At 71.6% G+C, this 25,668-nt stretch carries 25 protein-coding genes; 9 read left to right on the forward strand and 16 right to left on the reverse strand.

Annotated features, from left to right (window positions below):
• Nucleotides 1-13: 13 nt before the first annotated feature.
• The gene (locus AC1MGR_RS23460; RefSeq protein ID WP_480233136.1) at nucleotides 14-1,096 is read right to left on the reverse strand and encodes a phosphatase PAP2 family protein; all 1,083 of its coding nucleotides are present in this window, start codon (nucleotides 1,094-1,096) and stop codon (nucleotides 14-16) included.
• Nucleotides 1,097-1,233: 137 nt separating this feature from the next.
• On the opposite strand from AC1MGR_RS23460, the gene AC1MGR_RS23465 reads away from it, so the two are divergent.
• The gene (locus AC1MGR_RS23465) at nucleotides 1,234-1,815 is read left to right on the forward strand and encodes a transcriptional regulator (protein WP_480233137.1); all 582 of its coding nucleotides are present in this window, start codon (nucleotides 1,234-1,236) and stop codon (nucleotides 1,813-1,815) included.
• Nucleotides 1,816-2,223: 408 nt separating this feature from the next.
• On the opposite strand, the gene AC1MGR_RS23470 is transcribed toward AC1MGR_RS23465, so the two are convergent.
• From AC1MGR_RS23470 to AC1MGR_RS23485, 4 genes are all read right to left on the reverse strand, one after another.
• On the reverse strand, nucleotides 2,224-2,754 hold the full coding sequence (locus AC1MGR_RS23470) for a redoxin family protein (RefSeq protein WP_480233138.1): 531 nt from the start codon (nucleotides 2,752-2,754) through the stop codon (nucleotides 2,224-2,226).
• Nucleotides 2,755-3,061: 307 nt separating this feature from the next.
• Nucleotides 3,062-5,530 carry a branched-chain amino acid ABC transporter ATP-binding protein/permease gene (locus AC1MGR_RS23475; protein WP_480233139.1) on the reverse strand — a complete coding sequence of 823 codons (2,469 nt, stop codon included), beginning with the start codon at nucleotides 5,528-5,530 and terminating at the stop codon, nucleotides 3,062-3,064.
• A 5-nt stretch (nucleotides 5,531-5,535) separates the two neighbouring features.
• The gene (locus AC1MGR_RS23480) at nucleotides 5,536-6,405 is read right to left on the reverse strand and encodes a branched-chain amino acid ABC transporter permease (RefSeq protein ID WP_480233140.1); all 870 of its coding nucleotides are present in this window, start codon (nucleotides 6,403-6,405) and stop codon (nucleotides 5,536-5,538) included.
• 13 nt (nucleotides 6,406-6,418) lie between these two features.
• Nucleotides 6,419-7,639 carry an ABC transporter substrate-binding protein gene (locus AC1MGR_RS23485; protein WP_480233141.1) on the reverse strand — a complete coding sequence of 407 codons (1,221 nt, stop codon included), beginning with the start codon at nucleotides 7,637-7,639 and terminating at the stop codon, nucleotides 6,419-6,421.
• Nucleotides 7,640-7,828: 189 nt separating this feature from the next.
• Here AC1MGR_RS23485 and AC1MGR_RS23490 point away from each other — a divergent pair, with 189 nt between their 5' ends.
• On the forward strand, nucleotides 7,829-8,230 hold the full coding sequence (locus AC1MGR_RS23490) for a nuclear transport factor 2 family protein (RefSeq protein ID WP_480233142.1): 402 nt from the start codon (nucleotides 7,829-7,831) through the stop codon (nucleotides 8,228-8,230).
• 111 nt (nucleotides 8,231-8,341) lie between these two features.
• On the opposite strand, the gene AC1MGR_RS23495 is transcribed toward AC1MGR_RS23490, so the two are convergent.
• Together AC1MGR_RS23495 and AC1MGR_RS23500 are read right to left on the reverse strand one after the other, a co-directional pair.
• A complete protein-coding gene (locus tag AC1MGR_RS23495; RefSeq protein WP_108035286.1) occupies nucleotides 8,342-9,055 on the reverse strand; it encodes a GntR family transcriptional regulator in 714 nt (237 codons plus the stop codon).
• A gap of 176 nt (nucleotides 9,056-9,231) precedes the next feature.
• Complete coding sequence (locus tag AC1MGR_RS23500; RefSeq protein ID WP_480233143.1) at nucleotides 9,232-10,170, reverse strand: DMT family transporter; 939 nt, start codon at nucleotides 10,168-10,170, stop codon at nucleotides 9,232-9,234.
• Between the two features lie 143 nt (nucleotides 10,171-10,313).
• On the opposite strand from AC1MGR_RS23500, the gene AC1MGR_RS23505 reads away from it, so the two are divergent.
• Nucleotides 10,314-10,802, forward strand: coding sequence for an Lrp/AsnC family transcriptional regulator (locus AC1MGR_RS23505; RefSeq protein WP_480233144.1), 489 nt, complete (start codon nucleotides 10,314-10,316; stop codon nucleotides 10,800-10,802).
• Nucleotides 10,803-10,919: 117 nt separating this feature from the next.
• Here AC1MGR_RS23505 and AC1MGR_RS23510 read toward each other — a convergent pair whose 3' ends face one another.
• Entirely contained in the window at nucleotides 10,920-11,132 is a 213-nt protein-coding gene (locus tag AC1MGR_RS23510; RefSeq protein ID WP_480233145.1) for a hypothetical protein, read from the reverse strand.
• A 90-nt stretch (nucleotides 11,133-11,222) separates the two neighbouring features.
• Here AC1MGR_RS23510 and AC1MGR_RS23515 point away from each other — a divergent pair, with 90 nt between their 5' ends.
• The 3 genes from AC1MGR_RS23515 to AC1MGR_RS23525 all read left to right on the forward strand — a co-directional run bounded on the left by AC1MGR_RS23515 (nucleotide 11,223) and on the right by AC1MGR_RS23525 (nucleotide 14,001).
• Nucleotides 11,223-12,140, forward strand: a complete 918-nt coding sequence (locus tag AC1MGR_RS23515) for a TIGR02285 family protein (protein WP_480233146.1) — start codon at nucleotides 11,223-11,225, stop codon at nucleotides 12,138-12,140.
• 107 nt (nucleotides 12,141-12,247) lie between these two features.
• Complete coding sequence (locus AC1MGR_RS23520; RefSeq protein WP_480233147.1) at nucleotides 12,248-13,546, forward strand: diguanylate cyclase; 1,299 nt, start codon at nucleotides 12,248-12,250, stop codon at nucleotides 13,544-13,546.
• Nucleotides 13,547-13,641: 95 nt separating this feature from the next.
• On the forward strand, nucleotides 13,642-14,001 hold the full coding sequence (locus tag AC1MGR_RS23525) for a hypothetical protein (protein ID WP_108035291.1): 360 nt from the start codon (nucleotides 13,642-13,644) through the stop codon (nucleotides 13,999-14,001).
• A 15-nt stretch (nucleotides 14,002-14,016) separates the two neighbouring features.
• Here AC1MGR_RS23525 and AC1MGR_RS23530 read toward each other — a convergent pair whose 3' ends face one another.
• Both AC1MGR_RS23530 and AC1MGR_RS23535 read right to left on the reverse strand, forming a co-directional pair.
• Entirely contained in the window at nucleotides 14,017-14,886 is an 870-nt protein-coding gene (locus AC1MGR_RS23530; protein WP_480234881.1) for an NAD(P)-dependent oxidoreductase, read from the reverse strand.
• A 41-nt stretch (nucleotides 14,887-14,927) separates the two neighbouring features.
• Nucleotides 14,928-15,947, reverse strand: a complete 1,020-nt coding sequence (locus AC1MGR_RS23535; protein ID WP_480233148.1) for an alpha/beta fold hydrolase — start codon at nucleotides 15,945-15,947, stop codon at nucleotides 14,928-14,930.
• 462 nt (nucleotides 15,948-16,409) lie between these two features.
• Between AC1MGR_RS23535 and AC1MGR_RS23540 the strand changes: the two genes are divergently transcribed.
• The 3 genes from AC1MGR_RS23540 to AC1MGR_RS23550 all read left to right on the forward strand — a co-directional run bounded on the left by AC1MGR_RS23540 (nucleotide 16,410) and on the right by AC1MGR_RS23550 (nucleotide 19,760).
• Nucleotides 16,410-17,738, forward strand: coding sequence for an MFS transporter (locus AC1MGR_RS23540; RefSeq protein ID WP_480234882.1), 1,329 nt, complete (start codon nucleotides 16,410-16,412; stop codon nucleotides 17,736-17,738).
• A 73-nt stretch (nucleotides 17,739-17,811) separates the two neighbouring features.
• A complete protein-coding gene (locus AC1MGR_RS23545; RefSeq protein ID WP_108035293.1) occupies nucleotides 17,812-18,624 on the forward strand; it encodes an SDR family oxidoreductase in 813 nt (270 codons plus the stop codon).
• A 92-nt stretch (nucleotides 18,625-18,716) separates the two neighbouring features.
• Nucleotides 18,717-19,760, forward strand: coding sequence for a matrixin family metalloprotease (locus AC1MGR_RS23550; protein WP_480233149.1), 1,044 nt, complete (start codon nucleotides 18,717-18,719; stop codon nucleotides 19,758-19,760).
• Between the two features lie 46 nt (nucleotides 19,761-19,806).
• Here AC1MGR_RS23550 and phoB read toward each other — a convergent pair whose 3' ends face one another.
• The 6 genes from phoB to pstS form a co-directional block, all read right to left on the reverse strand.
• A complete protein-coding gene (phoB, locus tag AC1MGR_RS23555; protein ID WP_108035295.1) occupies nucleotides 19,807-20,511 on the reverse strand; it encodes a phosphate regulon transcriptional regulator PhoB in 705 nt (234 codons plus the stop codon).
• Between the two features lie 29 nt (nucleotides 20,512-20,540).
• Nucleotides 20,541-21,266, reverse strand: a complete 726-nt coding sequence (gene phoU, locus AC1MGR_RS23560) for a phosphate signaling complex protein PhoU (RefSeq protein WP_108035296.1) — start codon at nucleotides 21,264-21,266, stop codon at nucleotides 20,541-20,543.
• Nucleotides 21,267-21,352: 86 nt separating this feature from the next.
• Nucleotides 21,353-22,171, reverse strand: a complete 819-nt coding sequence (gene pstB / locus AC1MGR_RS23565) for a phosphate ABC transporter ATP-binding protein PstB (protein ID WP_108035297.1) — start codon at nucleotides 22,169-22,171, stop codon at nucleotides 21,353-21,355.
• Between the two features lie 52 nt (nucleotides 22,172-22,223).
• Nucleotides 22,224-23,117, reverse strand: coding sequence for a phosphate ABC transporter permease PstA (gene pstA, locus AC1MGR_RS23570; RefSeq protein ID WP_480233150.1), 894 nt, complete (start codon nucleotides 23,115-23,117; stop codon nucleotides 22,224-22,226).
• A 33-nt stretch (nucleotides 23,118-23,150) separates the two neighbouring features.
• Nucleotides 23,151-24,125, reverse strand: coding sequence for a phosphate ABC transporter permease subunit PstC (gene pstC / locus AC1MGR_RS23575; RefSeq protein WP_108035299.1), 975 nt, complete (start codon nucleotides 24,123-24,125; stop codon nucleotides 23,151-23,153).
• 183 nt (nucleotides 24,126-24,308) lie between these two features.
• A complete protein-coding gene (pstS, locus tag AC1MGR_RS23580; RefSeq protein WP_480233151.1) occupies nucleotides 24,309-25,346 on the reverse strand; it encodes a phosphate ABC transporter substrate-binding protein PstS in 1,038 nt (345 codons plus the stop codon).
• Between the last annotated feature and the right edge of the window lie 322 nt (nucleotides 25,347-25,668).

Raw genomic sequence — 25,668 nt, forward strand, 5'->3', positions numbered from 1 at the left:
TCGCGGCGCGCGTTCACCCGGGACAACGCACCCCGTGCGGGGCGGGTTCGGAGCGCAGGCCCGGCGCGCGGGTGCGGCGGCCGCGCAGGAGGCCGGCGCCGCCGATGACCGTGACCGAGAGCACGAAGCCGGCGAGGAGGTCGGGCAGGTAGTGACCGCCGGCCCCCAGGGTCGCCACGACGATCACCGCGTTGAGGGCGATGGCCAGGGGGCCGAGGACCCGGATGGGCGCCAGCGCCCAGGCGGTCAGCACCGCGAGGCAGACGTGGAAGGAGGGGAAGGTCACGAGGCCGCGGATGTCCTCCAGGGCCAGGGTGCGCAGGGTCCCGGCCCGCAGGTGCTCCAGGGCGTCGAGGTGCCAGAGGGCGCCCAGGGTCTCGATGGAGCCGTCCGGCACGGTGGCGAGTCCGTACTGCACGAAGGGTCCGGCCGCCGGCACCAGGGCGGCGATGAGCACGACCGTCAGGAGCAGCACCGCGAACAGGCGCACATAAGCCCAGAGCCGCCCGACCCGGAGGGTGGCGCTGAGCGCGATCACCGTGAGCCCGACCTGCGGGCCGCTGGTGTGGTAGGCGAGCGCCAGCCACCAGGCGAGGCGCGGATGCGCCTGCAGGGCGGCGAGGTAGGCGGGCCAGTCGAAGCCGAGCGCGGCCTCCGCCCGCGCCAGCCGCGCATCGGCCAGCGGCAGGGCCCAGGTGGCGGTGAGGTAGTGCAGCACCGCGATCGGCACGGTGACGGCGATCAGGCTGGCGCTCGCCAGCGCCATGGCCCGCAGCTTCGGCTCGGAGAGGATCGGGCCGAACAGGACCGCGAGGGCGAGGAGCGCCGCCACGAGGCCCGCCGCCACGCCGAAGCCGAACGGCGCCAGGGCGATCCCGGCCCGGCGCAGCCAGACCGCGTCGAGGAGGGCGACCGCCAGGGCGAGGCCCCAGAGCGCCGGATGCGGCGCGGCCAGGGCGGCCGAGAGCCGGCCGAAGCGGGCGACGGGTTTGTCGAAGGTTGATCGGGAAAGTGAAGATCGTACGAGGGAGGCGGCCTCGGCGAGCCCGCGGCGCGTCCCGCGCGCGGGCATCGAGATCGGAGTTGCGTCGCTCACCCGGCATCCTTCGTGGTTGGTCGAAGCCGGAACTCGGCTGTGCGCCGGTTTGTTGCCCGGAGGCGTTCCTTTTTCCCCACCCCGTTCCGGTTCCGAGCCCCGATGGTTCCCCCGATGGTCCTGCCGATGGTCCTGCCTTGAGCCGCATCGCCTTCCTGGATTTCGAGGCGTCCTCCCTCGCCCAGACCAGCTACCCGATCGAGGTCGCCTGGGTGTTTCCCGACGGCGCGTCGGAGAGCTTCCTCATCCGCCCGGCCCCGGGCTGGACCGACTGGGCGCCCGAGGCCGAGGCGGTGCACGGGCTCGCCCGGGCGCGCCTGGTGCGCGAGGGCGCGGCCCATGACTGGGTGGCGCTGCACATGCTCACGGCCCTGCGCGACGTGGCGCTCTACGCCTCGGCGCCCTCCTGGGACGGGCAGTGGCTGAGCCGCCTCCTGCGCGCCGCCGGCCTGCCGCGTCACGCCCTCCGGCTGAAGGCCACCGCGGAGGCGCAGCGCCGCGTGATCCTCGACGTGCTCGCGGCCGGCGGCGTGGCGCCGACCGCCCGCGACGCCCTGGCGGGCAAGCTCCTGGCGACCCTGCGGCTGGAGGCGCGCGACGACCCGGCGGCGGAGCACCGCGCCCTCTCGGACGCCCGTCGCGAGTGCCGACGCTGGGCCCGCGCCCGGACCCGCGCCGAGGCCCTGCTCCATGAGGCGGGCGCCGGCACGGTGGGGTGAGCGGTCTCGGGCGGAGGCGGGCCGAGCCTTCGGTGGTGGCGCGCGCCCTGCTCCGACCGAGGGCGGGACGGCCACCTCGTGACGGCGTTTCCTGATCGAGACCGGTCGGCACCGAGACCTTGATCCCGAGGGTCAAGCGCTCAGCCGATTACCCCTTGGAACGTCCACCGGAGGTCGGGAGCGAACCCTGGCCTTCCGTCCGCAAGCAGAGATTCGATTTTCGTCCTTCACGGCTTTCGCCACCACGACGATGTGGGACGGCGGAAGCACGTGATACCCGACAACGTTTAGCTATGCGCATGGCGAGGGCACGGTGCCATACAGGGCGCGCCTCCGTGCACGAACGAGGCTCGTACAGTTCCCATTCCAGGCCTCGTGGTCGTGGGCGCCGAGCCGTCTTCTCGGATATCAAACCGCGATCAAACGTCGGATCAGCGCTTCCGTCTGGGCGTAGGCACCTTCGCCGAAATGCGAATAAATGACTTTGCCCTGCTGATCGACAAGGTATTCGGCTGGCCAATACCGATTACCCCATGCGTTCCAAGTCTCCGACGCGTTATCGATGGCGATCGGATAGGTCAAACCGAATCGCTGAACCGCAGCTTCCAACGCCGGTCGCGACTTTTCGGCCGCCAATTCCGGGGTATGAACACCGACGACGGTAAATCCTTTGTCCCGGTAGCGGGTATGCCATTCTCGGATGTAGGGAACCGCCGCGATGCAGTTGGAACACGCTCGTGCGAAGAAATTGATCAGCACGACCTGTCCGCGCAACCCTCGCATGGTCAATGCGGGGCTGTTGAGCCAGCCCTCGATGCCGACGAATTCAGGAGCGAGAGGTGAGGCTTGAACCGGAACTGCGAAAACAGTCGACGTCAGTGCGGCTCCGCCTGCACTCAATAGTATACGCCGATTCAACGGAACGCGAGGATCATACATGCTATGCTCCAACGACCGACCGACTTACGTAGCGTCAGAGCCGCCGCGCGGATAAGCGCTGCAGGGTGATGCATCGGGACTTTCGCGCCGAACGGGTCGGTGGTTACACGCGACCAGCTCAGGGGCGGCACACGTCTCAAACGTCCGCAGATGGCCGACAGCGAAAGCCGCCCGGACGTGTCCTCGCCTTCTGTCAGGGATGACATCCGGTCGATCTGACAGGTCTGACGGGACACGGGCCTGGCCGCGAGCCTCGTTCACACCGCCCCGGGCCGGCCGGGGCGACCGGTCGGACTCGGCCGCCCCGTCAGGCAGCCCCCAGATAGGCGGCCTCCAGGCCGGCATCGGCGCTGAGTTCGGCGGCGGTGCCGGCAGTGACGACGCGGCCCTGTTCCAGCACGTAGCCGCGATCGGCCACCGTCAGGGCCAGGGCCGCCATCTGGTCGACGATCAGGATGGTGACGCCCTGGTCGCGCAGGTCCGCCACCACGGCGTAGAGGGCGTTGATCATCGCGGGCGCCAGGCCGAGGGAAGGCTCGTCGAGGAGGAGGATGCGCGGCTGCGCCATCATCCCGCGGGCGATCGCCAGCATCTGCTGCTCGCCGCCCGAGAGCAGGCCCGCCCGGCTCGTCGCCCGGTCGCGCAGGCGCGGAAAGCGGGTGAGCAGCGCCTCGATCTCGGCCGGGTCGATGGGCGCCGCGCGGCCATGGGCGCCGAGGCGGATGTTCTCGATCACGGTCAGCTCGGGAAAGACCTGCCGGCCCTCCGGCACCAGGGCGAGGCCGAGGCGGGCGATGGCGTGCGCCGGGAGATGCGCGATGCTGCGGTCCTCCAGGACGATGCGTCCGTCCACGGGGCGGAGCAGGCCGGCGAGCGCCCGCATCGTCGTCGACTTGCCGGCGCCGTTGGCGCCCAGCAGCGCCACGGTCTCGCCGGGGCGGACCTCGATGGCGACGCGGTCGAGGACCGGGGCGGCGCCGTAGCCGGCGGTGAGGGCCTGGGTGGTGAGCACCGCGTCGGCCGGGGGCGTCCAGGCGGCGGTGCGGGGCCGGGCCGGCGTGTCGGCCCCGCCCAGATAGGCGCGGATCACCGCCGGGTCGTGCCGGATCGCGGCCGGGGTCCCGTGGGCGATCGGCCGCCCGGCATCCATGACCAGGATCGCGTCGGAGACGCCCATCACCAGGGGCATGTCGTGCTCCACCAGCACCACCGCGATGCCCTGCCCGGCGATCCGGCGCAGGAGGCCGCCCAGGGCGTCGGTGTCGGCCCGGGTCAGGCCGGCGGCGGGCTCGTCGAGGAGGAGGATGCGCGGCCGGCCGGCGAGCGCCCGGGCGATCTCCACGAGGCGGCGGTCGACATGGGGCAACTCGGCGGCCGGGCGGTCGACGTCGCCCGTGTAGCCCACGAAGTCCAGCAGGGCCGCGGCGGCGGCGCGGTCCTCGGCCCCGGAGCGGCGCCAGAGGCGGCCCGGCGCGCGGGCGAGGGCGACGTTGTCGAGGACGCCGAGCGAACCGAACAGGCGCGTGGTCTGGTAGGTGCGGGCGATGCCGGCCCGGGCGATGGCGTGGGCCGGCGCCCCGGCGAGGTCGCGGTCTCCGAGGCGGATCGCCCCGGCCTGCGGCCGGTAGAAGCCCGAGATCATGTTGAGCACGGTGGTCTTGCCGGCGCCGTTGGGGCCGATCAGGCTCGTCACCGCCCCGGCCTCCGCCCGGACCGAGACGCCCTCGGCCGCGCGGATGCCGCCGAAGCGGATGCCGATGTCCTCGACCACCAGGGCCTCCCCCCCGCGCTGGCCGATGAGCCGGGCGAAATCCACGGCCGGCGGCCGGGCGCCGCTCCGCGGCCGCGGCAGCAGCCGGGCCGCGCTGCCGACGATCCCCGCGGGCACCAGCCAGAGCACCACCAGGGTGGCGAGGCCGAAGAACAGCAGGCGGTACTCGGCGAGCCCCGCCAGGGTCTCGGGCAGGAGCACGGTGACGAGGGCGCCGAGCAGCGGACCCAGCACGGTGCCGGCGCCGCCGACCACCACCGAGAGCACGAACAGGATCGACTGCGAGAACGGGAACGAGCTCGGGGCGATGAACAGCATCAGGGGCGGCAGGACCGCCCCGGCGAGGCCCGTCAGGGCCGCCGAGAGCGCGAAGGCGAGGGTCTTCACCCGCACCGGGTCGAAGCCCAGGGAGGCGGCCGCCACGTCGGCGTCGCGCACCGCCCGCATGGCCCGGCCGAGGCGGCTGCGGGCGAGGCGGTGGAAGCCGTAGAGGCTCAGGCCCGCGCCGAGGACGGCGAGGACGGCCAGCTCGCGCTCGGCGAAGGGAAATCCGAACAGGCTCGGCCCGGCGGTGACCACGAGGCCGTTCTGGCCGCCGGTGAGGGAGCCGCCCTCGATCAGGGCGTGCTCGACGATGACGCCGAACGCGATGGTGACCATCGCGAGATAGGGGCCCTTCACCCGCATGGCCGGCACCGCGAGGCCGGCCCCGACCAGGCCCGAGAGCAGGCCGGCCGCCGGCAGGGCGAGCCAGAAGTCCAGGCCGGCCCCGGTGAGGATCGCGCTCGCATAGGCGCCGATGGCGTAGAAGCCCGCATGCCCGAAGGAGATCAGGCCGGTCAGGCCGAGGAGGACGTTGAGCCCCGTCCCGGCCACCGTGGTCAGGGCCACCAGGGCGATGACGAAGTGGCTGTAGCCGCCGGTCAGCCCCACCAGGGCGAGGCCCGCCAGGGTCAGGGCCAGGATGGCGAGCGGCATCGCGGCCGGGGCGCGCAGGGCAAGCATCGGGCTCAGACCTTGTTGATGGCGGCGCGGCCGAGGAGCCCGTCGGGGCGCAGGGCCAGGGCCAGGATGATCACCGAGAACACCACGAGCTGGGTGTAGGTGGAGCCGAGGGTCGCGGTGACCCCGGCCTCGACCAGGCCGTAGAGCAGGCCCGCCAGCACCACGCCGGTGGCCGAGCCGATGCCGCCCAGGATCGCCACCGCGAAGGCCTTGATCCCGAACAGCGCCCCCATCTCGGCCGAGACCGAGAACAGCGGCGCGATGAGCAGGCCGGCGGCCCCGGCCAGCAGCGCCGAGAGCGCGAAGGCGCAGGCCACCGTGCGCCGGACGTCGATGCCCATCAGCCGCGCCGCGTCGGCGTTCTGCGCCACCGCCAGCAGCACCCGGCCGAGATCGGTGCGGCGGAACAGGGTCCGGATCGCCACCGCCACCGAGAGCCCGACCACGGGAATCAGGAGCTGGAGCGGGTAGATGCCGGTACCGAGGATCTCCACCGGCGTCAGCGCCAGGGACGAGGGCAGGCTGCGCGGCTCCTTGCCGAAGGTGAACAGCATCGCGTTGTCGAGGACGATGCCGCCCGCCACGGTGGCGAGCAGCCAGGCCTCCGAGCCCTTCTCGACGAAGGGCCGCACCAGCAGCCGCTCCACCGCGACCCCGAGGACCGCGCAGCCGAGCAGCGCCCCGAGGACCGCCGCCGGCATCGGCCAGCCCAGCGTCACCGCCAGGGTGTAGCCCAGCACCGCCCCGAGGGTGACGGCGCTGCCCTGCGCGAAGTTCACCGTGCCCGAGACCACGTAGGTGATGTGGAAGCCGAGCGCCACGAGCCCGTACATGCTGCCGAGGCCGAGGCCGGTGATGAGCGTTCCCGTGAGCATCGGCCCCGCCCCCTCAGTTCGTGACGGCGACGATCTCGCCGTCCTTGAAGCGGGTGAAGACGTAGTCCTGCGGCCCGAGGGCGTCGTGCCGGCCCGGCGCGAAGGGCTTGTCGTAGGTCTTGATCAGGCCCGGATAGGTCGCGACCTTGTAGAAGCCGTCGCGCACCTCCGGCCCCTTGGTCGAGCCGGCGGCCTTGATCGCCAGGGCGAGCAGGTGGGTGGCGTCGTAGGCGTTGGCGATGCCCACCGCCGGGGTGACGTCGGCCATCGACTTGATCGCCGGGTACTTCGCCTTCAGAGCGTCGAGGACCGCGAGGGCCTTCGGGCTGGTGTTGCCCGCGAAGGTGAAGGTCTGGATGAAGTGGACCTTGGCCGCGCTCGGGCCGGCGAGCTCGTCGAAGCGGCCGCCGGCCGGGCCCCAGTGCGAGACCACCGGTACGCTCCAGCCCATCCGGTCGAGGGACTTCACCACCTGGGCCGAGGGCCCGACATTGCCGACGAGGAACAGGGTGTCGGCGCCGGCCTCCCGCAGGCGGGTGAGCTGGGGCACCATGTCGAGGTCGGCGGCCTCGTACTTCTCGATGCCGGCGGCCGGCAGGTCGGCGGCCTTCAGCGCCGCGGTCAGGCCCTGCTGGTTGGACTCGCCCCAGGCATTGTTGACGAGGATCATCCCGGGCTTCTTCGCCCCGTGGGTCTTCACCGCGTAGGCCACCAGGGCCTCGTCCACCAGGGCGTCCACGGCCGAGACCCGGAAGGCGTAGTTGTCGGAAGCCCCGTTGCGGGTGATGCCGGTGCCGGCGGCCCAGGGGCCGAGGAAGGGCACCTTCATCTGGTTGGCGATGGGCACCAGCGCCATCGAGACCGGCGTGTCGAGGCCGCCCACCAGGGCCACCACACCGACCCGCTGGATCAGCTCGCGGGCGGCGAGCACGCCCTTCGACGGGTTGGCCTCGTCGTCCCGCGCCACCAGTTCCAGGGGCCGCCCGAGTACGCCGCCCCCGGCGTTGATCTCGTCGATGGCGAGCCCGATGCCGCGGGAGATCGCCTCGCCGGATTTGGCCGACTGGCCGCTGAGCGCCGTGACGAGGCCGATCCGGATCGGCTCGGCGGCCCGGGCCGATCCGGCGGCGGACAGGCCGAGGACGAGGGAGGAACTCAGGACGAGGCAGGAACTCAGGACGACGCTTGCGCCCAGGGCGAGGCGGCGGGTCAGGGGCGTGGATCGGCGGGGCATGGGCTCTCTCCGGCGGCTGCGTCGCACAGACCCCGCAACCCCCATGCCAGCCACTTCGGCCTTGATTTTGCTAGTGGATTTTCGTGAAGTGCCGCCGAGTGCCTGCACATTCGCCAAAGTGCATACAGTTGTTGCATGCACTTTGGCGGCGTTTGCGGCAGGGAGAAGCGTGTCCCCGGAGAGCCGATCATGACCGACACCACCGCCCGCGACGCCGCCAACGTCACCGCCTATCTCGAAGCCTCGATGGTGCCCGACCCCGAGCGGGCGGCGACCTACATGGCGCCGGGCATCACCATCGTGTTCACGGGCGGGCGCACCTTCGGCCATCCCCGGGAGGTCACGGCCTTCAATGCCGGGCGCTACGCCTGGGTGAAGAAGCGGATGGAGCGCCTCGACGTGGTGCCGGGCGACGGCGTCACCACGGTCTACAGCCTCGGCACCCTCTACGGCGCATGGCCGGACGGGACGCCCTTCGAGGGCAACCGCTACGTCGACCGCTTCACCGTGCGGGACGGCCTCATCGTCACGATGGAGGTCTGGAACGACAGCGCCGAGCGCCTCCTCAGCCAGCACGGCCTGAACACCTGATCCGGGCTGCGCGCGCGAAGCGATGCCCGGATCGCCGAGCCGGGGCGGCGTTCGCGCGAAGCCCGGATCCGCCAGCCCGAAGGGATCGGGCGGATCCGACGCGAGGGGCGCTCAGCCACCCACGGGCTCGATATAGGGGGCGAGCAGGCGGCCGAGGTCGCGCTCGCGCGGCGGGGCGGCGACGATCCGCGCCCGCTCGGCCACCGCGTCGAGGTGGTGGTCCATCAGCGCCACGGCCCGCTCCGGGTCGCCCGCGATGAGGGCGGCCACCAGGGCGCGGTGCTCAGCGACCCCGCACGCGGCGGAATGCGGCCGGCTGTAGAGCGAGAGCACCAGGGCGCAGCGGTAGCCGAGCTCGGCCACGTAGCGCTCGAGCACGGGGCTGCCGGTCATCTGGGCGAGCAGCAGGTGGAACTCCGTGGCGAGGCGGATGGAGGCGCCGTCCGCCCCGCCCTGGGCCGCCGCCTCCAGGCCGATATGGGCGAGCAGCGCCGCCTGCTGGTCCGGCGTCAGCCGCCCGGCGAGGCGCGCCACCACGAGGCGTTCCAGGCTGATGCGCACGTCGAAGGTGTCGCGCGCCTCGGCCCAGCTCGGGGTCGCCACCACGGCGATGCGGTTGCGCCGCAATTCCACCAGCCCCTCCCCCGCGAGCTGCCCGAGGGCCTGGCGCGCGATGGTGCGGCTGACGCCGAAGCGCTCGCCGAGGGCGTCCTCGGGCAGGCGGTCGCCGGGCATGATCGCCCGCTCGACGATGGCCCGGCGCAGGGAGCGGCAGATCGAGCCCACCCGGTCCCGACTCTCCACCCGCGTCTCGTCGTCCTGCATGTCGCTTCGATCCGTCCCGTGCCCCTGTCCCCCGTGGAAGCAGGAGTGGGACCAGATCCGGTCCCGCGCCGCCCGCCGAGGGTCCGCGCGGGGTATCGCCCGACCGATCCCGGTCCGGCGCGGCGCGCGTCCTGTCAGGCGCGGCGCGCATCTTGTCAGGCGCGGCGCGCGTCCTTTCAGGCGCGGCGCGCGTCTTGCGCCGCGGTGACCAGGGCGGCGGCGAGACAGCCGAGGCCGACCAGCAGGGCGGGCCCGAGGCGCTCGCCCAGCAGCAGGGCGGAGGACAGGAGGCCCACCGCCGGGACCCCGAGGGTGGCGTTCGCCATGGTGAAGCTGTCGATGCGCCGGCCGATCGTCGCGAAGATCACGAAGCAGAGCGACGTCGCCACGGGCCCGATGAAGACCAGGAGCCCGACGAGGCGCGGCGACCAGGCGACGGCGAGCGGCCCCTCCACCGCGTAGGCGAGGGCGGCGAGCGGGACCGCCGCCAGCAGCATCTGCCAGGGCGCGAGGTCGAGGGGATGCGCCCGCCAGCGGTGGTGCCGGACATGCAGGATCACGCCGGCCCAGCAGAGGGCGCAGAAGAGCAGCAGGCCGTTGCCCAGGAGCACGTCGGGATCGGTCCAATCCATGCCCACCGGCGAGCACACCACGGCGACGCCCGCGAGACCCAGCAGGATCGCGAGGCCCTGCCGGCGCGACGGGCGCTCGCGCAGCACCAGGCAGGCGCCGAGCAGGACCCAGACCGGCGTCGTGTAGGCCAGCAGCGCCGCCCGGCCCGCATCGGTGTGGCGCATCGCGATCAGGCCGAGGGCCGTGAAGGCCATCATCTGCAGGAGCCCGACGCTGGCCAGCACCGGCCAGTCGGCCCGGGGCGGCCAGCGCAGGCGGCCGGTGAGGGCGAGGAGCCCGAACAGCACCGCGCCGGCGCTGGCGAAACGCAGGGCCCCGAGCCAGAGGGGCGGAGCGGCGTCGAGGCAGAGCTTCATCGCCGGCCAGCTCAGGCCCCAGAGCAGGACCATCAGGGCCAGCCAGACCCCCGTCGGCACCGCGATGCGGGGACGGGCGGGCGCCAAGGCTGACGCGGCCAGACGCGGCGAGCAGGAATCGACCATTGGGGACGTCCGCGGACAGATCGCGGACGAGGCCGCACCCCAGGATATTTATGTCCGGCCCGCCGGTATGTTCGTCCCGATTTTCCGGTTAGACCCACACACGCGGCAAAACATACCGCATCCATCGGGTCTGGAGACAGATCATGCCGCCAAGATCGATCACGCTGGACGACGCCTCCCTGCGCATCCTCGAACGCCTGCAGCGGGACAGCGAGATCAGCGTCGCCGACCTGGCCCAGGAGGTCGGGCTCTCGACCTCGCCGTGCTGGCGCCGGATCAACGACCTGAAGGCCAGCGGCGTCATTCAGCGCTCCGTCGCGGTGGCCGATCCGATCGCCCTCGGGCTGGCGGTCAACGTCTTCGTCCACGTCACGCTGGAGAAGCAGACCCAGAATGCGCTCCAGGCCTTCGACGATGCGGTGCGCCACCGTCCCGAGGTGATGGAGTGCTACCTGATGAGCGGCGAGGCCGACTACATGCTGCGCGTCGTGGTGGAGGACCTGGGCCAGTTCCAGAAGCTCGTGCTCGACTATCTCACCCGGATTCCCGGCGTCGCGAGCATCCGCTCCAGCTTCGCCCTGGGACAGGTGAAGTACACGACCGCCCTGCCCCTCGGCCATCTCCGGCGCTGACGGGCCTCCGGCTTCCGGACCGCGGGGCCGTCGCCGCGGCCATCCGGCAGGTCTTCGTCGCCGGAAATGCCCGACCCAACAGGTCGCGTTACTTGCGAACACCGCAGGGGCGGTGCCTCAGATTGCAAAATTCGGGCGGGTCGAGACAAACGGATAGATTTCACGCGGCGAGCCGAAAAAATGACCGCCGATCATCCTGTCGGCCCGCGACGCGTTGCGATTGTCTATTGTTAGACCATTGACTAGGACGCGCTCTTTCGCTTGGATTAACCTGCCGTTGAGCCTTCCGGTGGCATAAGTCGTGAGACTTACAACCGGATCGCCGACCATGCCGCAAGGCTTCCACCGCCGAAATTCGCGACCGGGCCCTGCGCCCGTCGGCGCGCCGAGCCGCCCCGCCCTGGCGGGCACGCCGTAGCCATGGCCCGCCCCCCTCGACGCCCGCGGCGTCGCGTCCGCCTCACGCCCCTGGCAGGATGGCTCGGCCTGATCTTCGCCCTCGCACTCCCCCTCGTCCTGGCCCCGGCGGCGGGCGCAGGCGAGGCGGACGCGCCGACGCCGGCGACCCGGCAGATCACCTGGACCGTCTATACGGCCGCCCCCTACATGATCACCGAGGGCCCCGAGGCCGGCACCGGGATCTCGGACCGGGTCCGGCACCTCCTGATGGCGCGCCTCGACGACTACGCGCACCAGACGATCACCGTGCCGTTTCCCCGGGCGATCAGCGGCATGAAGCAGGGTGCGGAGTGGTGCTTCGTGGGCGGCGTCCGGACGCCGGAGCGCGAGGCCTTCGCGTATTTCTCCCGACCCACCGGCCTGTTCTACCCCCTGCGCATCATGGTCCGCGAGGGCGAGCGCGCCCGCTTCGACGCCCTCGGGCCGCTCTCGCTGCGGAGCCTCCTCACCGAGCATCCGGAGCTCCGCACCAGCGTCCTGCGCAACCGCTCGATGGGGCCGGCCATCGACCCGATCCTGCGGGGGGCCGGCGCGCCGCAGCTGCATTCCGAGTTCGACGAGGCCTTCCGGATGTTCCAGAACGGTCGCCTCGACTACGTGATCGAGTACGCCGACATCGCGGCCTACTACGCCCGGGCGCTGGGCGAGCCCAGGCCCTGGATCGGGCTGCCCATGACCGAGAATCCGGAGCCGGTCTTCAGCCGGGTGATGTGCGCGCGCACCCCCTGGGGGCGGGCGGTCATCGACCGGATCGACGCGATCCTGACGGAGGTCCGCCCGACGGACGCGTTCCGGCAGATCGTCGAGGCGTGGTCCGCCCCGGAGGACCGCGCCACCCTCCGGGCGGTCTACGACTCGTCCTTCCTCTCGAGCGAGTAGGGTCGCCGATGCTCCGAGCGCCGTTCCGTCGACGGAGGGCCGGACCCGCCGGTCCGCCCGCGGGTGCCGAGGCCCCGATCCCCAGTCGCGCCCTCGCGGCCCGGCTGATGCGGGTGATCTTCGGCGGCTACATCGTGGTGGCGATCGCCCTGACGGGTGTCCAGATGGCGATCGAGTACCGGCGCGCCAGCGACCGGCTGAGGGAGGACGTCGCCGCCATGCAGCGGACCTTCAGCCCCGGGCTGGAGGATGCCCTCTGGCGCTTCAACGCCGCGGTGCTGAGCGGCATTCTCGCGGGCATGACCGAGATCCCCGTCGTCCTCGGCGTCGAGGTGCGCGACGAGGCCGGTCAGCGCGTGCAGGCCCTCGGCACCCTCACGGGGCCGGACGGCCGCAGCGTCCAGGTGGCGCGGAACGGCCAGGAGCACCCGGTCACCCTCGGATACGGGCGGCCGTTCAGCCGCACCTTCGAGCTGGTCCACACCGAGCGCAACGGCCAGCACTACCGCGTCGGCTCCTGGACGCTCCACGCGAACGACGCCCTCGCCATCGATCAGGTCAAGAACACCCTCGTGGTGATCCTGATCAACTCGGCACTGAAATCCCTCGTCCTCGGGCTGATCTTCTTCGTGGTGATCCGCCACATGGTCGGGCGTCCCCTGGCCCAGATGAGCCGCTTCCTGGCGCAGCTCGACGCCGACACCCTCGATACGCGACCGCTGATGCTCCGGGTCGGGGGACGGCACGAACTGCACGCCCTGGCGGAGGCCCTCAACACGATGGTCCGCCGCCTGCGCCGCGCCTTCGAGGACAATGCCCGGCTGATGCAGGAACTGCGCGACATGAACGCCTCGCTGCAGGCGCGCGTCACCGAGCGCACGCAGGAGCTGGAGCGCCTCGCCAACACCGATCTGCTCACCGGCCTCGACAACCGACGCCGCCTCGACGGCGCGCTGGAGGCCGCCTCCGCCCGGGCCGCGGCGGACGGCTCGCCGTTCTGCGTGATCGTGGCGGACGTGGACCACTTCAAGGGGATCAACGACCGGCACGGGCACAAGGTCGGCGACCGGGTGCTGGTCGCCCTCGCGGCCCTCCTGGCCGAGGGCGTGCGCCCCGCCGACATCCTCGGCCGCTGGGGTGGCGAGGAGTTCATGATCCTCTGCCCGGAGACCGGCCTGGACGCCGCCGCCGCCCTCGCCGAGGCCCTGCGCCAGCGCGTCGCGGCAACGCCCCTGCCCGTGGTCGGCGCCCGGACCTGTTCCTTCGGGATCGCCGCCCTCCGGGCGGGCGAGTCCAGCGACAGCCTCGTGACCCGGGCCGATGCCGCCCTCTACCGCAGCAAGCACCGGGGCCGGAACCAGGTCACCCCGGCGGCGGACGAACGCCTCGCCCGCGGCGCGGCCTGAGGGCGTCGGAGCGGTCCTGCGTCAGAGCGGGCGGCGAACGGGCGACGGCATGGCGCGTTGCTCCCCCACAGGTATGCCGCCGACACGGAGCCCCCATGACCCTACGATCCGAGACACCCCCGGCCCCGGGCAACCTCGCCGTCGCGACGCCGCCCGAGTCCGAGCGGCCCACCACCGCCATGCTGAAGGCGGACATCGACAGCGGCCGGACCGGCGACAAGGTCGCCCATTACGATCCCGGCCTGTCGCAGCTCGGCACCGACGACGAGGCCGCCGGCAACGCCCCCTCGCATGCCCGCGTGGCGCTCGCCCGGAAGACCGAGGCCGCGCCGCCGAAGGCGCGGGCGGCCGCCAAGCCGGAGAGCGGCGGCGGCTGGATCATGCCGCTGTTCATCGGCTTCGCGGCGCTGGTGCCGGTGGTGGTCGGCGTCTCGCTGTTCGTCTTCAACCGCTGAGGCGAAGGCCGCGCCTCAGGCCGTCCGGCCCCGCCGGCGGGCCACCTCGGCGAGGGCCGCGAGATCCTTCTCGGCGTCGCCGTGGCCCATCGCCTCGATGAGGTTGTCGCGCAGCACGCTGGCGAAGGGCATCGGCACCCCGGCCGCCCCGGCCGCGGAGAGGGCGAGGCCCACATCCTTGGCGCCGAGCTTGAGGTTGAAGCCCGGCGGCTCGTAGCGCCGGGCCGCGATGAGCGCGCCGTAGTTCTTGTAGACCGGCGAGGCGAACAGGGTGTTCGTCAGGAGGTCGAGGAGGTCCGCCCCGGTCACGCCGTGGCCCTCCGCCAGGGCCGCCGCCTCGCCCATCGCCTCGATCGCCGCGATCAGCATGAAGTTGCCCGCGAGCTTCACCGCGTTGGCGCGGTGCGGCTCGGGCCCGAAGCCCCAGGTCCGGGCGCCCATGGCGTCGAGGAGCGGCTGGGCCCGCGCGATCGCGTCCGGGTCGCCGGCCGCCACGATGTTCAGGGCGCCGGCCTCGGCGACGTCCGGGCGTCCGAAGACCGGGGCGCCGATGTAGGGCACGCCCGCGCGGGCGTGGATGGCGGCGAGATCCTGCGCCAGGGCTACCGAGATGGTGCTCATCGAGAGGTGCAGGCCGGGGCGCGCGGCGCCGTCGAGGAGGCCGCCCTCGACGATCACCGCCCGCAGAGCCGCGTCGTCCGCCAGCATCGTGACCGCCGCATCGCCGGCGAAGGCCTCGGCGGCGCTCGCCACCGGGGTCACCCCGGCCAGCCCCTCCGCCGCGCCCGGCGAGCGGTTCCAGACCCGGACCCTGTGCCCGGCCCGGACCAGGCTCGCCGCCATGCCGCGGCCCATCCGGCCGAGGCCGATCACGCCCACATCCATGCTCACCGTCATGTCCTGTCTCCCGTCGCGGTGCCCGGCGCTCAGTGACCGTCGAGGAATTCGAGCGTCAGGCTGTTGAACTGGTCGGTGGCCTCCATGTGGACGAGGTGGCCGATGCCCGGCAGCACCACGGCGCGGCCGCTCGGCATCTGGCCGGCCAGGGTCCGCGCATGCTCGGCATTGCGCCCCATCCCGGCCCGGAGGGCTTCCGGCGCGAAGGACCGGCCGGGGGCGTTGTGGTCGTTCTCGCCCATGACGAAGAGGGTTGGAACCGGGAGCAGCGGGATCTCGTGCACCACCGGCTGTCCCCAGATCGCCTGGTAGGAATTGACGAAGGACTGCAGCCAGCGGGGATACTCGCCCGAGCCCTTCACCCGCTCGCGCAGCGAGACGAAGGGCTCGATGGCGGAGGCCGGGAGCGACAGGGCGTAGTTCGTCATCAGCTGGCGGCGGTAGGACTCCGCCGTGGCATCCCCCTCCAGGCGCAGCAGGGTGGCGTCGGAGACCGGCGGCACCGTGAACCGGTAATCCTCCAGGCCGATCGGCGCTTCGAGGACGAGGCTGTTGACCCGGGTCGGGGCGTTGCGCGCCAGGCGCACCGCCAGCATCCCGCCCATGGAATGGGCCACCACGTCGACCCGGGCCAGGCCGAGGGAGTCGAGCAGCGCCACGGTGTCGGCCGCCATGGCGTCGAAGGTGTAGGGCCCCACGGGCTTGGCCGACTTGCCGAAGCCGAGCTGGTCCGGAGCCAGAACCCGGTAGCCGGAGCGGGTCAGCGCCTGGATCACGGGCTGCCAGTAGCTCGACGGGAAATTGCGCCCGTGCAGCAGCAGGACCGTCCGGCCGTTGGCCTGCCCCGCCGCGGGCACGTCCATGTAGGCCAGCCGCTGGCGCTCGCCGTCGCGCATCCGCTCGAGGAAGAAGACCGGATAGGGGTAGGCGAAGCCCTCCAGGGCGATGCCGAGGGGCGCCGCGTCGTCGGCCGCCGGCTGGGCGGCGACGGGCGCCACGGCCAGCTGGGCGGCCAGCACCAGGGCGGAGAGTTTGAGGAGCGCGTCCATGTGGGTTCCCGGCAACGGCGCGCAGTCTTACGCACGGGGCTGACATAGCGCAGGTTCCGACCGTGCGTCGCGCGATCCCGGTGACAAACAACACCCCGCGTTTCCCCGGCCCTTGCGATTTCCGGCGCCGCGTCCCAGGGCTCGGCCATGACCACCGACGTGCCCGGCCAGGATCCGCGCGGCCGACCGTCCTGCCAGGACAGGACGACATCCCAGGACAAGGCTGGCCAGGACAAGGCTGCCCAGGACAGGCCTGCCCAGGACACGCCTGCCCAGGACACGCCTGCCCAGGACACGCCTGCCCAGGACACGCCTGCACAGGACACGCCTGCACAGGACACGCTTGCACAGGACGAGGCTGGCCAGGGCGCGGCCGTATCCCGGGGCCGGGATACGGCCGAGAGCCGGGATCGCCCAACCTCGCCCGAGCCCGGACTGGACGGCATTCCGGTGCGCGAGCGCATGCTGGCGCTGCTCGCGATCGGCCTCGCCATGACCATGGCGGTGCTCGACGGGGCCATCGTCAACGTCGCCCTGCCGGTGATGGCCAAGGATCTCGGGGTCGCGCCCTCCGCGGCGATCTTCGTGACCAACAGCTTCCAGATCGCCGTGACGGCCGCCCTGCTGCCCCTGGCCGCCCTGGGCGACATCCTGGGCTATCGCCGGATCTACCTCGCCGGCCTCGCCGTGTTCACGGCCGCCTCCGTCGCCTGCGCCTTCGCCCCCAGCTTCGAAGCCCTGGTGGCCGCCCGGATCGCGCAGGGGCTCGGGGCCGCCGGCATCATGAGCGTGAACACCGCCCTGGTGCGCTTCATCTACCCGCAGCGGATGATCGGCCGCGGGGTCGGCAACATCGCCCTGGTGGTGGCCATGGCCTCCGCCGCCGGTCCGACGGTGGCGGCCGCCATCCTGTCGGTGGCGACCTGGCCCTGGCTGTTCCTCGTCAACCTGCCGGTGGGGCTGATCGCCCTGACGGTGGGGGCCAGCACCCTCCCGGTGACGCCGCGGAACGGCGGGCGCTTCGACATCCGCAGCGCCCTCCTCAACGCCGTGACCTTCGGGCTGCTCATCATCGGGGTCGACGGCCTCGGCGACCCGGCGACCCGCGGCGTGGCGCTGGCCGAGATCGGGGCGGCCCTGGCGATCGGCGCGGTGTTCGTCTGGACCCAGACCCGGCTGGCGCGCCCGCTCCTGCCCGTGGATCTCCTGCGGATCCCCGCCTTCGCCCTGTCGATGGCGAGCTCCGTCGCCTCCTTCGCGGCCCAGATGATGGCCTACGTCGCCCTGCCCTTCTACTTCCAGGACGTGCTGCATCTCTCCGAGACCCAGACCGGCTTCCTGATGACGCCCTGGCCCCTGGCCATCGCCCTGATGGCCCCGATCTCGGGGCGCCTCGCCGACCGCTACGCCCCGGGCCTTCTCGGCGGCCTCGGCCTCGCCCTGATGGCCACCGGCCTGACGGCGACGGCGCTGCTCCCGGCGGGCGCGTCGCATCCCGACATCGCCTGGCGCCTGACCCTGTGCGGCCTCGGCTTCGGGTTGTTCCAGTCGCCCAACAACAAGGTCATCATCACCAGCGCCCCGCGGGACCGCAGCGGCGGGGCGAGCGGGATGCAATCCACCGCCCGCCTCACCGGGCAATCCTTCGGCGCGGCCCTGGTGGCGGTGATCTTCGGCCTGCACCAGGGCGGCCCGCCGTCCGGGCCGGTGACCGCGACCCTGTGGTGCGCCGTCGGGCTGGCGAGCCTCGGGGCGGTGACCAGCGTCCTGCGGCGCCAGCCCCGCGCCTGACGCATCCCCCGCGATCGCACCAGCGGCCGACCTGCGCGTTGACCCGGGCACCGCCTCACCGAAGGACGATCCCATGAACCTCGACCTGACCGGCAAGCGCGCCCTCGTCAGCGGCTCCACCAGCGGCATCGGCTACGCCATCGCCAAGGCCCTGGGCGAGCTCGGGGCCAACGTGGCGATCAACGGGCGGACGCAGGACCGCGTCCGCGACGCCGTCGAGCGCCTGAAGCGCGAGACCGGCCATGCCGGCTTCATCGGGGCGCCCGGCGACGTCGCCAGCCCGGACGGGGCGGCCCGCGTGGTCTCCGGCCTGCCGGACATCGACATCCTGGTGAACAACACCGGCATCTTCGAGCCGAAGCCGTTCTTCGAGATCCCCGACGAGGACTGGCACCGGTTCTTCGACACCAACGTGATGAGCGGCGTGCGCCTGGCGCGGGCCTACACCCCCGGCATGGTCGAGCGCGGCTGGGGCCGGGTGGTCTTCATCTCCAGCGAGTCCGGCGTGAACATCCCGGTGGAAATGGTCCATTACGGGATGACGAAGACCGCCCAGCTCGCCGTCGCCCGGGGGCTCGCCGAGACCGTGTCGGGCAGCGGCGTCACCGTGAACAGCGTGCTGCCGGGGCCGACCCTGTCGGAGGGGGTCGCCGACTTCATGAAGAGCATGGCGCAGGGGCAGGACGGCGGAGCCGGGGGCGCGGTCGACCTCGACGCCGCCGGCCGGGCCTTCGTGGCCGAGCACCGCCCGACCTCGCTGATCGGCCGCCTCGCCACCGTCGAGGAGGTGGCCAGCATGGTCGCCTACATCTGCAGCCCGGCCGCCAGCGCCACCAGCGGGGCGGCCCTGCGCGTCGATGGCGGCGTGGTGCGCAGCATCGTCTGAGGGCGCGCCGTCCGGGCGGGCGACGGCCGGCGCGGTAAGGATTTCGTAACCTCCCCCGCCGACCCTGGCCCGAACGGACGGGAGGGCGGTCGATGGGGGATTATGCGCTGGAAGGTCCGCGCTGGGGCACGGGCGCGGCGGGCACGGGCGGCGGTACCGTCACCTGGGCCGTCGACAGCACGATTCCCACGGGCTTCGTCAGCCTCATCCAGGCGGCCTTCGCCACCTGGGCGGCCGCCGCCAACATCGCGTTCCAGCAGGTGGCCGCCACGGCCAGCGCCCAGATCGACTTCACCCTCGGGGGGATCGACGGGCTCGGCAACACCCTGGGCTACGCCAACTATTCCTATAGCGGCCAGCGCATGCAGTCGGTGGCGGTGACCTTCGACAGCGGCGAGGGCTGGCACGCCGTCTCCGGCGGGCGCGTGGTCAGCACCCAGAACGTCGACCTCTCCCTGGTGGCGCTGCACGAGATCGGCCACGCCCTCGGCCTCGATCACTACAACACCAAGCCCGAGGTGATGAACGCCATCCTCAACACCGGCATCAAGACCCTCGCGGCCGGCGACATCGCGGGGATCCAGGCCCTGTACGGCGCGCCCCCCGCCCCGTCCGCGCCGGTGGTCGCCGCGGCGGCCGTACCGGCAGCGCCCGTCGTGCAGGCCGACGCCACGGCGGTCTACCGGTTCTACGACACCCACACGGGGGATCACTTCTACACCACGAACACGGCCGAGAAGCTGCAGATCGAGAAGACGCTGCCGTGGTTCACCTACGAGGGCACCCCCTGGGCGGCCCCGGCCAAGGGCGCCGACACCGTGGACGTGTTCCGGTTCTTCGACACGGCCTCGAACGCCCACTTCTTCACGACGAGCGTCGCCGAGCGGGACCAGGTCCTGAAGACCGCGCCGACCTACAAGTACGAGGGCGTGGCCTTCGAGGCCTACGCGGATGCGGGCGCCCCCGGCGGCCTGACCCTGGAGCGCTTCTACAACACCCAGACCGGCCAGCATCACTTCGCCGGCAGTGCCGAGGAGGCCAACGGCATCAACCACGGCGCCGCCGGTCCGGGCTGGGTCGACGAGGGCAAGGCCTTCACCGTCCACGTGCCCACCGACACCATGATCTTCGCGTAAGGCGGCGGGCTCGACGGTTCGCCGCGCCGGCCCACCTCGGGGTCGGCTACTCGGCCTCTGCTTCGAACATCTCGTCGAAGGAGTAGCCCGAGCCGCGCACCGTGCGGATCGGGTCGCTCTGGCGCGGGCGGTTCAGGGCCTTGCGCAGGCGCCCGACATGGACGTCGACGGTGCGCTCGTCGATGTAGACGTCGTGGCCCCAGACGCCGTCGAGGAGCTGCTCGCGGGAGAACACCCGGCCGGGGCTCTGCATCAGGAACTCGAGGAGCTTGAACTCGGTCGGCCCGAGATGGATCTCGCGGCCCTCCCGGCGGATGCGGTGGCTGACCCGGTCGAGCTCGATGTCGCCGGCCACCAGCAGGTTGGCGACGTGGGCGGGCTTGGCCCGGCGCAGCAGGGCGCGGACCCGGGCGAGGAGCTCGGGCACCGAGAACGGCTTGACGATGTAGTCGTCCGCCCCCGTGCCGAGGCCGCGGATGCGGTCGCCCTCCTCGCCCCGCGCCGTGAGCATGATCACCGGCAGCCGCTCGGTCTCGCGCCGGGCGCGGATGCGGCGGCAGAGCTCGATCCCCGACAGGGCCGGCAGCATCCAGTCGAGCAGGACGAGGTCGGGCACCTGTTCCTGCAGGCGCAGGTCCGCCTCGTCGCCGCGGGCGGCCGAGTCGACGACGAACCCCTCGGCCTCGAGGTTGTAGCGGAGGAGGAGGGTCAGGGCCTCCTCGTCCTCGACGATCAGGATACGCGTACTCATCGTGCGCTTTCGATCAGTCCGGCACGGGGTCAGGCCGCGCCGGGCATGTCCACGGTGGCGTAGTTGGAGGCGTCGTTCTTCGGGCGCTCGCGCTCGGCCAGGAGGTTCTCGCCGGTGACGAGGTAGTGGATCGTCTCGGCGATGTTGGTGGTGTGGTCGCCGATGCGCTCGATGTTCTTGGCCACGAACAGGAGGTGCGTGCAGAACGAGATGTTGCGCGGATCCTCCATCATGTAGGTCAGGAGCTCGCGGAACAGGGAATTGTAGAGGGCGTCGATGGCGTCGTCGCGCTCCCAGACGTCGAGGGCCGCCTTGGTGTCGCGGCTGGCATAGGCGTCGAGCACGTCCTTAAGCTGCTCCTGCACCAGGTCGCTCATGTGCTGGACGCCGATGACGATCTTCTGCGGCTGGATCTGGTCGGCGATCGCCACGACGCGCTTGGCGACGTTCTTGGCGAGGTCGCCGATGCGCTCCAGATCGTTCGAGACGCGGATCGCCGTCACGGTCTCGCGCAGGTCGATCGCCAGGGGCTGGCGCCGGGCGATGAGCAGGATCGCCCGCTCCTCGATCTCGCGCTGGAGGGTGTCGAGGCGGGCGTCGGCGGCGATCACGGCCTGGGCCAGGGCCGAGTCCCGGCGCACCAGGGCCTCGCCGGCCTCGGTCATCATCTTCTCGGCGATGCCGCCCATCTCGGAGATCGAGCGGCGCAGGTCCTCGAGGTCCGTGTCGTAGGATTTGACGATGTGGTCGGGCATGGGTCTCGCTCCTCGATCGGGCCCGACTGTCCGGGGCCCGCCCTGGCGGTGATGGGGGGCGCGGGCCGGGATCGGCCGACGGAGGATCAGCCGAAGCGGCCAGTGATGTAGTCCTGCGTCTGGCGCTTCTCCGGATTCATGAAGATGCGCGTCGTGGGGCCGAATTCCACCAGCTCGCCGAGATACATGAACGCGGTGAACTGCGAGATGCGGGCCGCCTGCTGCATGTTGTGCGTGACGATGACGATGGTGAATTCTGAACGCAGCTGCTCGATCAGCTCCTCGATGCGGCCGGTGGAGATCGGGTCGAGGGCCGAGGTCGGCTCGTCGAACAGGATCACCTCGGGGCGCTGGGCCACCGTGCGGGCGATGCAGAGGCGCTGCTGCTGGCCGCCCGAGAGACCCATGCCGGACTGCTTGAGCTTGTCCTTCACCTCGTCCCAGAGGGCGGCCTTGCGCAGGGATTCCTCGACGCGCATGTCGAGGTCGGCCTTGGGCAGCTTCTCGTAGAGGCGCAGGCCGAAGGCGACGTTGTCGTAGATCGACATCGGGAACGGGGTCGGCTTCTGGAACACCATGCCGATGCGCGAGCGCAGCTCGTTGAGGTCGACCTTGGAATCCAGCACGTTCTGGCCGTCGAGGAGGATCTCCCCTTCCGCGCGCTGGTCCGGATACAGGCTGTAGATCCGGTTGAAGGTGCGCAGCAGGGTGGACTTCCCGCAGCCCGACGGTCCGATCAGCGCCGTGACCTGGCGGTCGTGGAAGTTGAGGTTGACCGACTTCAGGCCGTGGAAGCTGCCGTAGTAGAAGTTCAGGTCCTTGACGGCGATGCGGACCGGTGAGGACTCGTCAGCCTTGTGGCGTCCGGTGAGCTGCGCGGACGTGATCCCGGGGGCGGCGTTCATCGGTTCAAGATCCTATCGGTCGAAAGAGCGGGGACAGGCGGCGCGCCGGTGGTCAGCGCGACCGCTCGGTCTTGATGACGAAGCGGGCCACGATCGAGAGGGCGAGGATCGTGACGGTGATGAGGAGGGCGCCGGCCCAGGCGAGCTGCTGCCAGTTCGGATAGGGCGAGAGGGCGAACTGGTAGATCATCACCGGCAGGTTCGGCACGCCCCCCATCAGGTTGGGCGCGAACCAGCTGTTGTTGTTGAGCGCGGTGAAGAGCAGCGGCGCCGTCTCGCCGGCGATGCGGGCCAGCGCCAGGATGATGCCGGTGACGATGCCGGCGCTGGCGCCGCGCCAGGTGATGCTCTTGATGACGATGGAGGGCGGCGCGCCCAGCGCCGCGCCGGCCTCGCGCAGGGTCGAGGGCACGAGGCGCAGCATGTCCTCGGTGGTGCGCACGATCACCGGCGTCGCGATGATGGCAAGCGCCACCGCGCCGGCCCAGCCCGAGTAGGAGCCCATGGGCCGGACCATCAGCGTGTAGACGAACAGGCCGATGAGGATCGAGGGCGCCGAGAGCAGGATGTCGTTGAGGAAGCGGATGACGTCGGCGATCTTCGAGTTGCGGCCGTACTCGGCCAGGAAGGTCCCCGCCATCACGCCGACGGGCGTCGCCACCAGGATGGCCAGGAGGGTCATCACCAGGCTGCCGAGGATCGCGTTGGCGATGCCGCCGCCCTCGGAGCCGGGACCCGGCGTCGGGGCGGTGAACAGGGTCGGCGAGAAGCCCTTGATGCCCTCGATCACCAGCATGAACAGGATCGAGCCGAGCACGACGATCCCCACCAGCGTGGCGATCGTGCTGGCCAGGATCAGGGTCTTGTCGGCGATCCGGCGGCCGGGGCGGACCCGGCTGACCCGGGCCGGGGCGGCGGTGGTGGCGAGGGGGTTCGCGGCGTCCATGATGCGGCTCCTGACGACTCGGTGAGGCTGGCCTCAGGCGACCTTCGCGCGGCGGGTGAGGATGCGCGCGATGATCAGGACGAAGAAGGTGATGACGAAGAGGATGCAGCCGAGCGCCATCAGGGAGTTCAGCTGCAGGCCGTCGGCCTCGTTGAACTCGTTGGCGATGCGGGACGCGATGGTGGAGCCCGGGTCGAAGACCGAGCCCGAGAGGCGGTTGGCGTTGCCGATGACGAAGGTCACCGCCATGGTCTCGCCCAGGGCCCGGCCGAGGCCCAGCATGATGGCGCCGATGATGGAGACCGAGGCCTGGGGGACCAGCACGTAGCGCACCACCTCCCAGGTGGTGCAGCCGATGCCGTAGGCGCTCTCCCGCAGGACGGTCGGGATCTGATCGAGCATGTCGCGGGTGATCGAGGCCACGAAGGGCACGATCATGATGGCCAGGATGATGCCGGCGGTGAGGATGCCGACGCCCGAGGGGACGCGGGCGTAGAATAGGGTGCCGACGATCGGCATGCCCTCGACCAGGTTCGACACCGGCACCTGCACGAAGCGGGCGAAGAGCGGGGCGAACACGAACAGGCCCCACATGCCGTAGATGATGCTCGGCACCGAGGCGAGGAGCTCGATGGTCATCGAGACGGGCTTGCGGGCCCAGCCGGGGCAGAGCTGCGTCAGGTAGACGGCGATGCCCAGCGAGAGCGGCACGCCGATCAGCAGGGCCAGGACCGCCGAGGTCAGGGTCCCCACGATGGCCACGAGGCCGCCATACTGCTCCTGCCCGATATTCCAGACGCTGGAGGTGATGAAGCCGAAGCCGAATTCCTGGAAGGCCGGCCAGGCTCCGTACGCGATGGAGGCCAGGATGCCGGCGAGGACCAGGAGCACCAGGAACGCCGCCCCGTAGGAGGCCGCGCGGAACAGGCTGTCGCCGAGGCCGCCGGGCGTCTTGCGGGCCGAGGCGCGGTCCCGCGTCAGGGCGATCTGATCAGTCAAGGCGGCCATCCGAGTGTCTTCTCTTCACCGGGCGGCGTCCTACCCTGCGCCGGTCGTCGGCGCGAGGGGGGATCACCGGATCGTTGACAGGGGGGTGGCGGTAGGGCGTGGCGAAGGGGGAGCCCGGCGTCGCGACGCCGGGCCCGTCTGTCACGGTCAGGGCACGCGGGCCGGAGCCCGCGCGGCCGCCGCTCACATGCCGAAGACGGGCTTGCCGTCCTTGCCCTTGATCTCCTTCCACGCGTCGTGGATCTGGCTGACGACGGTGTCGGGCAGCGGCACGTAGTCGAGCTCGGTGGCGAGCTTGTCGCCGTTCTTGTAGGCCCAGTCGAAGAACTTCAGCACCTCGGCGGTGCGGGCCGCGTCGGCCGGGTCCTTGTGGACCAGGATGAAGGTGGCGGCGGTGATCGGCCAGGCGCCCTCGCCGGCCTCGTTGGTCAGCGAGATGCCGAAGCCGGGGGCGGCTTTCCAGTCGGCGCTGGCGGCCGCGGCCTGAAAGGCCTTGTCGTCGGGCTGCGGGAACTTGCCGGCCTTGTTCTGGATCAGGGCGTAGCTCAGCTTGTTCTGCTTGGCGTAGGCCGACTCGACGTAGCCGATGGCGTTCGGGACCTGTTTGACGGTGGCGGTGACGCCCTCGTTGCCCTTGCCGCCCTGGCCCACCGGCCAGCTGATCGTGGTGGCCGCACCGTACTCCTTCTTCCAGGGCTCGGAGACCTGGGAGAGATAGGTGGTGAAGATGTTGGTCGTGCCCGAGGCATCCGAACGGTAGACCGGGGTGATGTTGGCCTCGGGGAGCTTCAGCCCCTCGTTCAGCTTGGCGATCTTGGCGTCCGACCACTTGGCGATCTTGCCGGCGTAGATCTCGGCGATGACCTCGCCGGTGAGCTTCAGCTGGCCCGGCTCGATGCCGGGGATGTTCACCACCGTGACCACGCCGCCCATGACGGTCGGGAACTGGACGAGGCCGTCCTTCTCCAGGGCGGGGCCCTTCAGCGGCGCGTCGGTGGCGCCGAAATCGACGGTCTTGGCCTGGATCTGCTTGATGCCGCCGCCCGAGCCGATGGACTGGTAGTTCAGCCCGAGGCCGCTCTCCTTGCGATAGGCTTCGGCCCACTTCGAGTAGACCGGGAACGGGAAGGTCGCACCGGCACCGGTGATCTCGGCCGCCTGGGTGGGGGCGAGGGTGGCGAGGCCGAGGCCCGCGAGGGCGGCGAGGGTCGTAAATTTCATTTGTGGTCTCCTTGAGGAGCGCGCATCGGCCTACGTGCGGTGCCCGTGAGCCGTTGTGCACCGCGCCATACGGTCGGTTGGACCAAGGCGGTATGACGATTGCGCGACAGTTCGATGACACACGCCCGTCGCGCGGGCGGACCGGCATCGGCCGACGCGGTTTTTCCGGGGATGACGGGCCGGCGATCGGCCCGCATCGCCGCCTTGAATCGGGATTCGCGGGGGGCTATCGCCGGGTCCGAGGGCGAGTCGCTGCCGGTCGAGGTCTCGACCGGAACGGCGCGCCGACGGGTGCGGATGTGCGGCGCCCGATCCCCGACCG

The sequence above is a fragment of the Methylobacterium sp. BI1 genome (assembly GCF_056680125.1).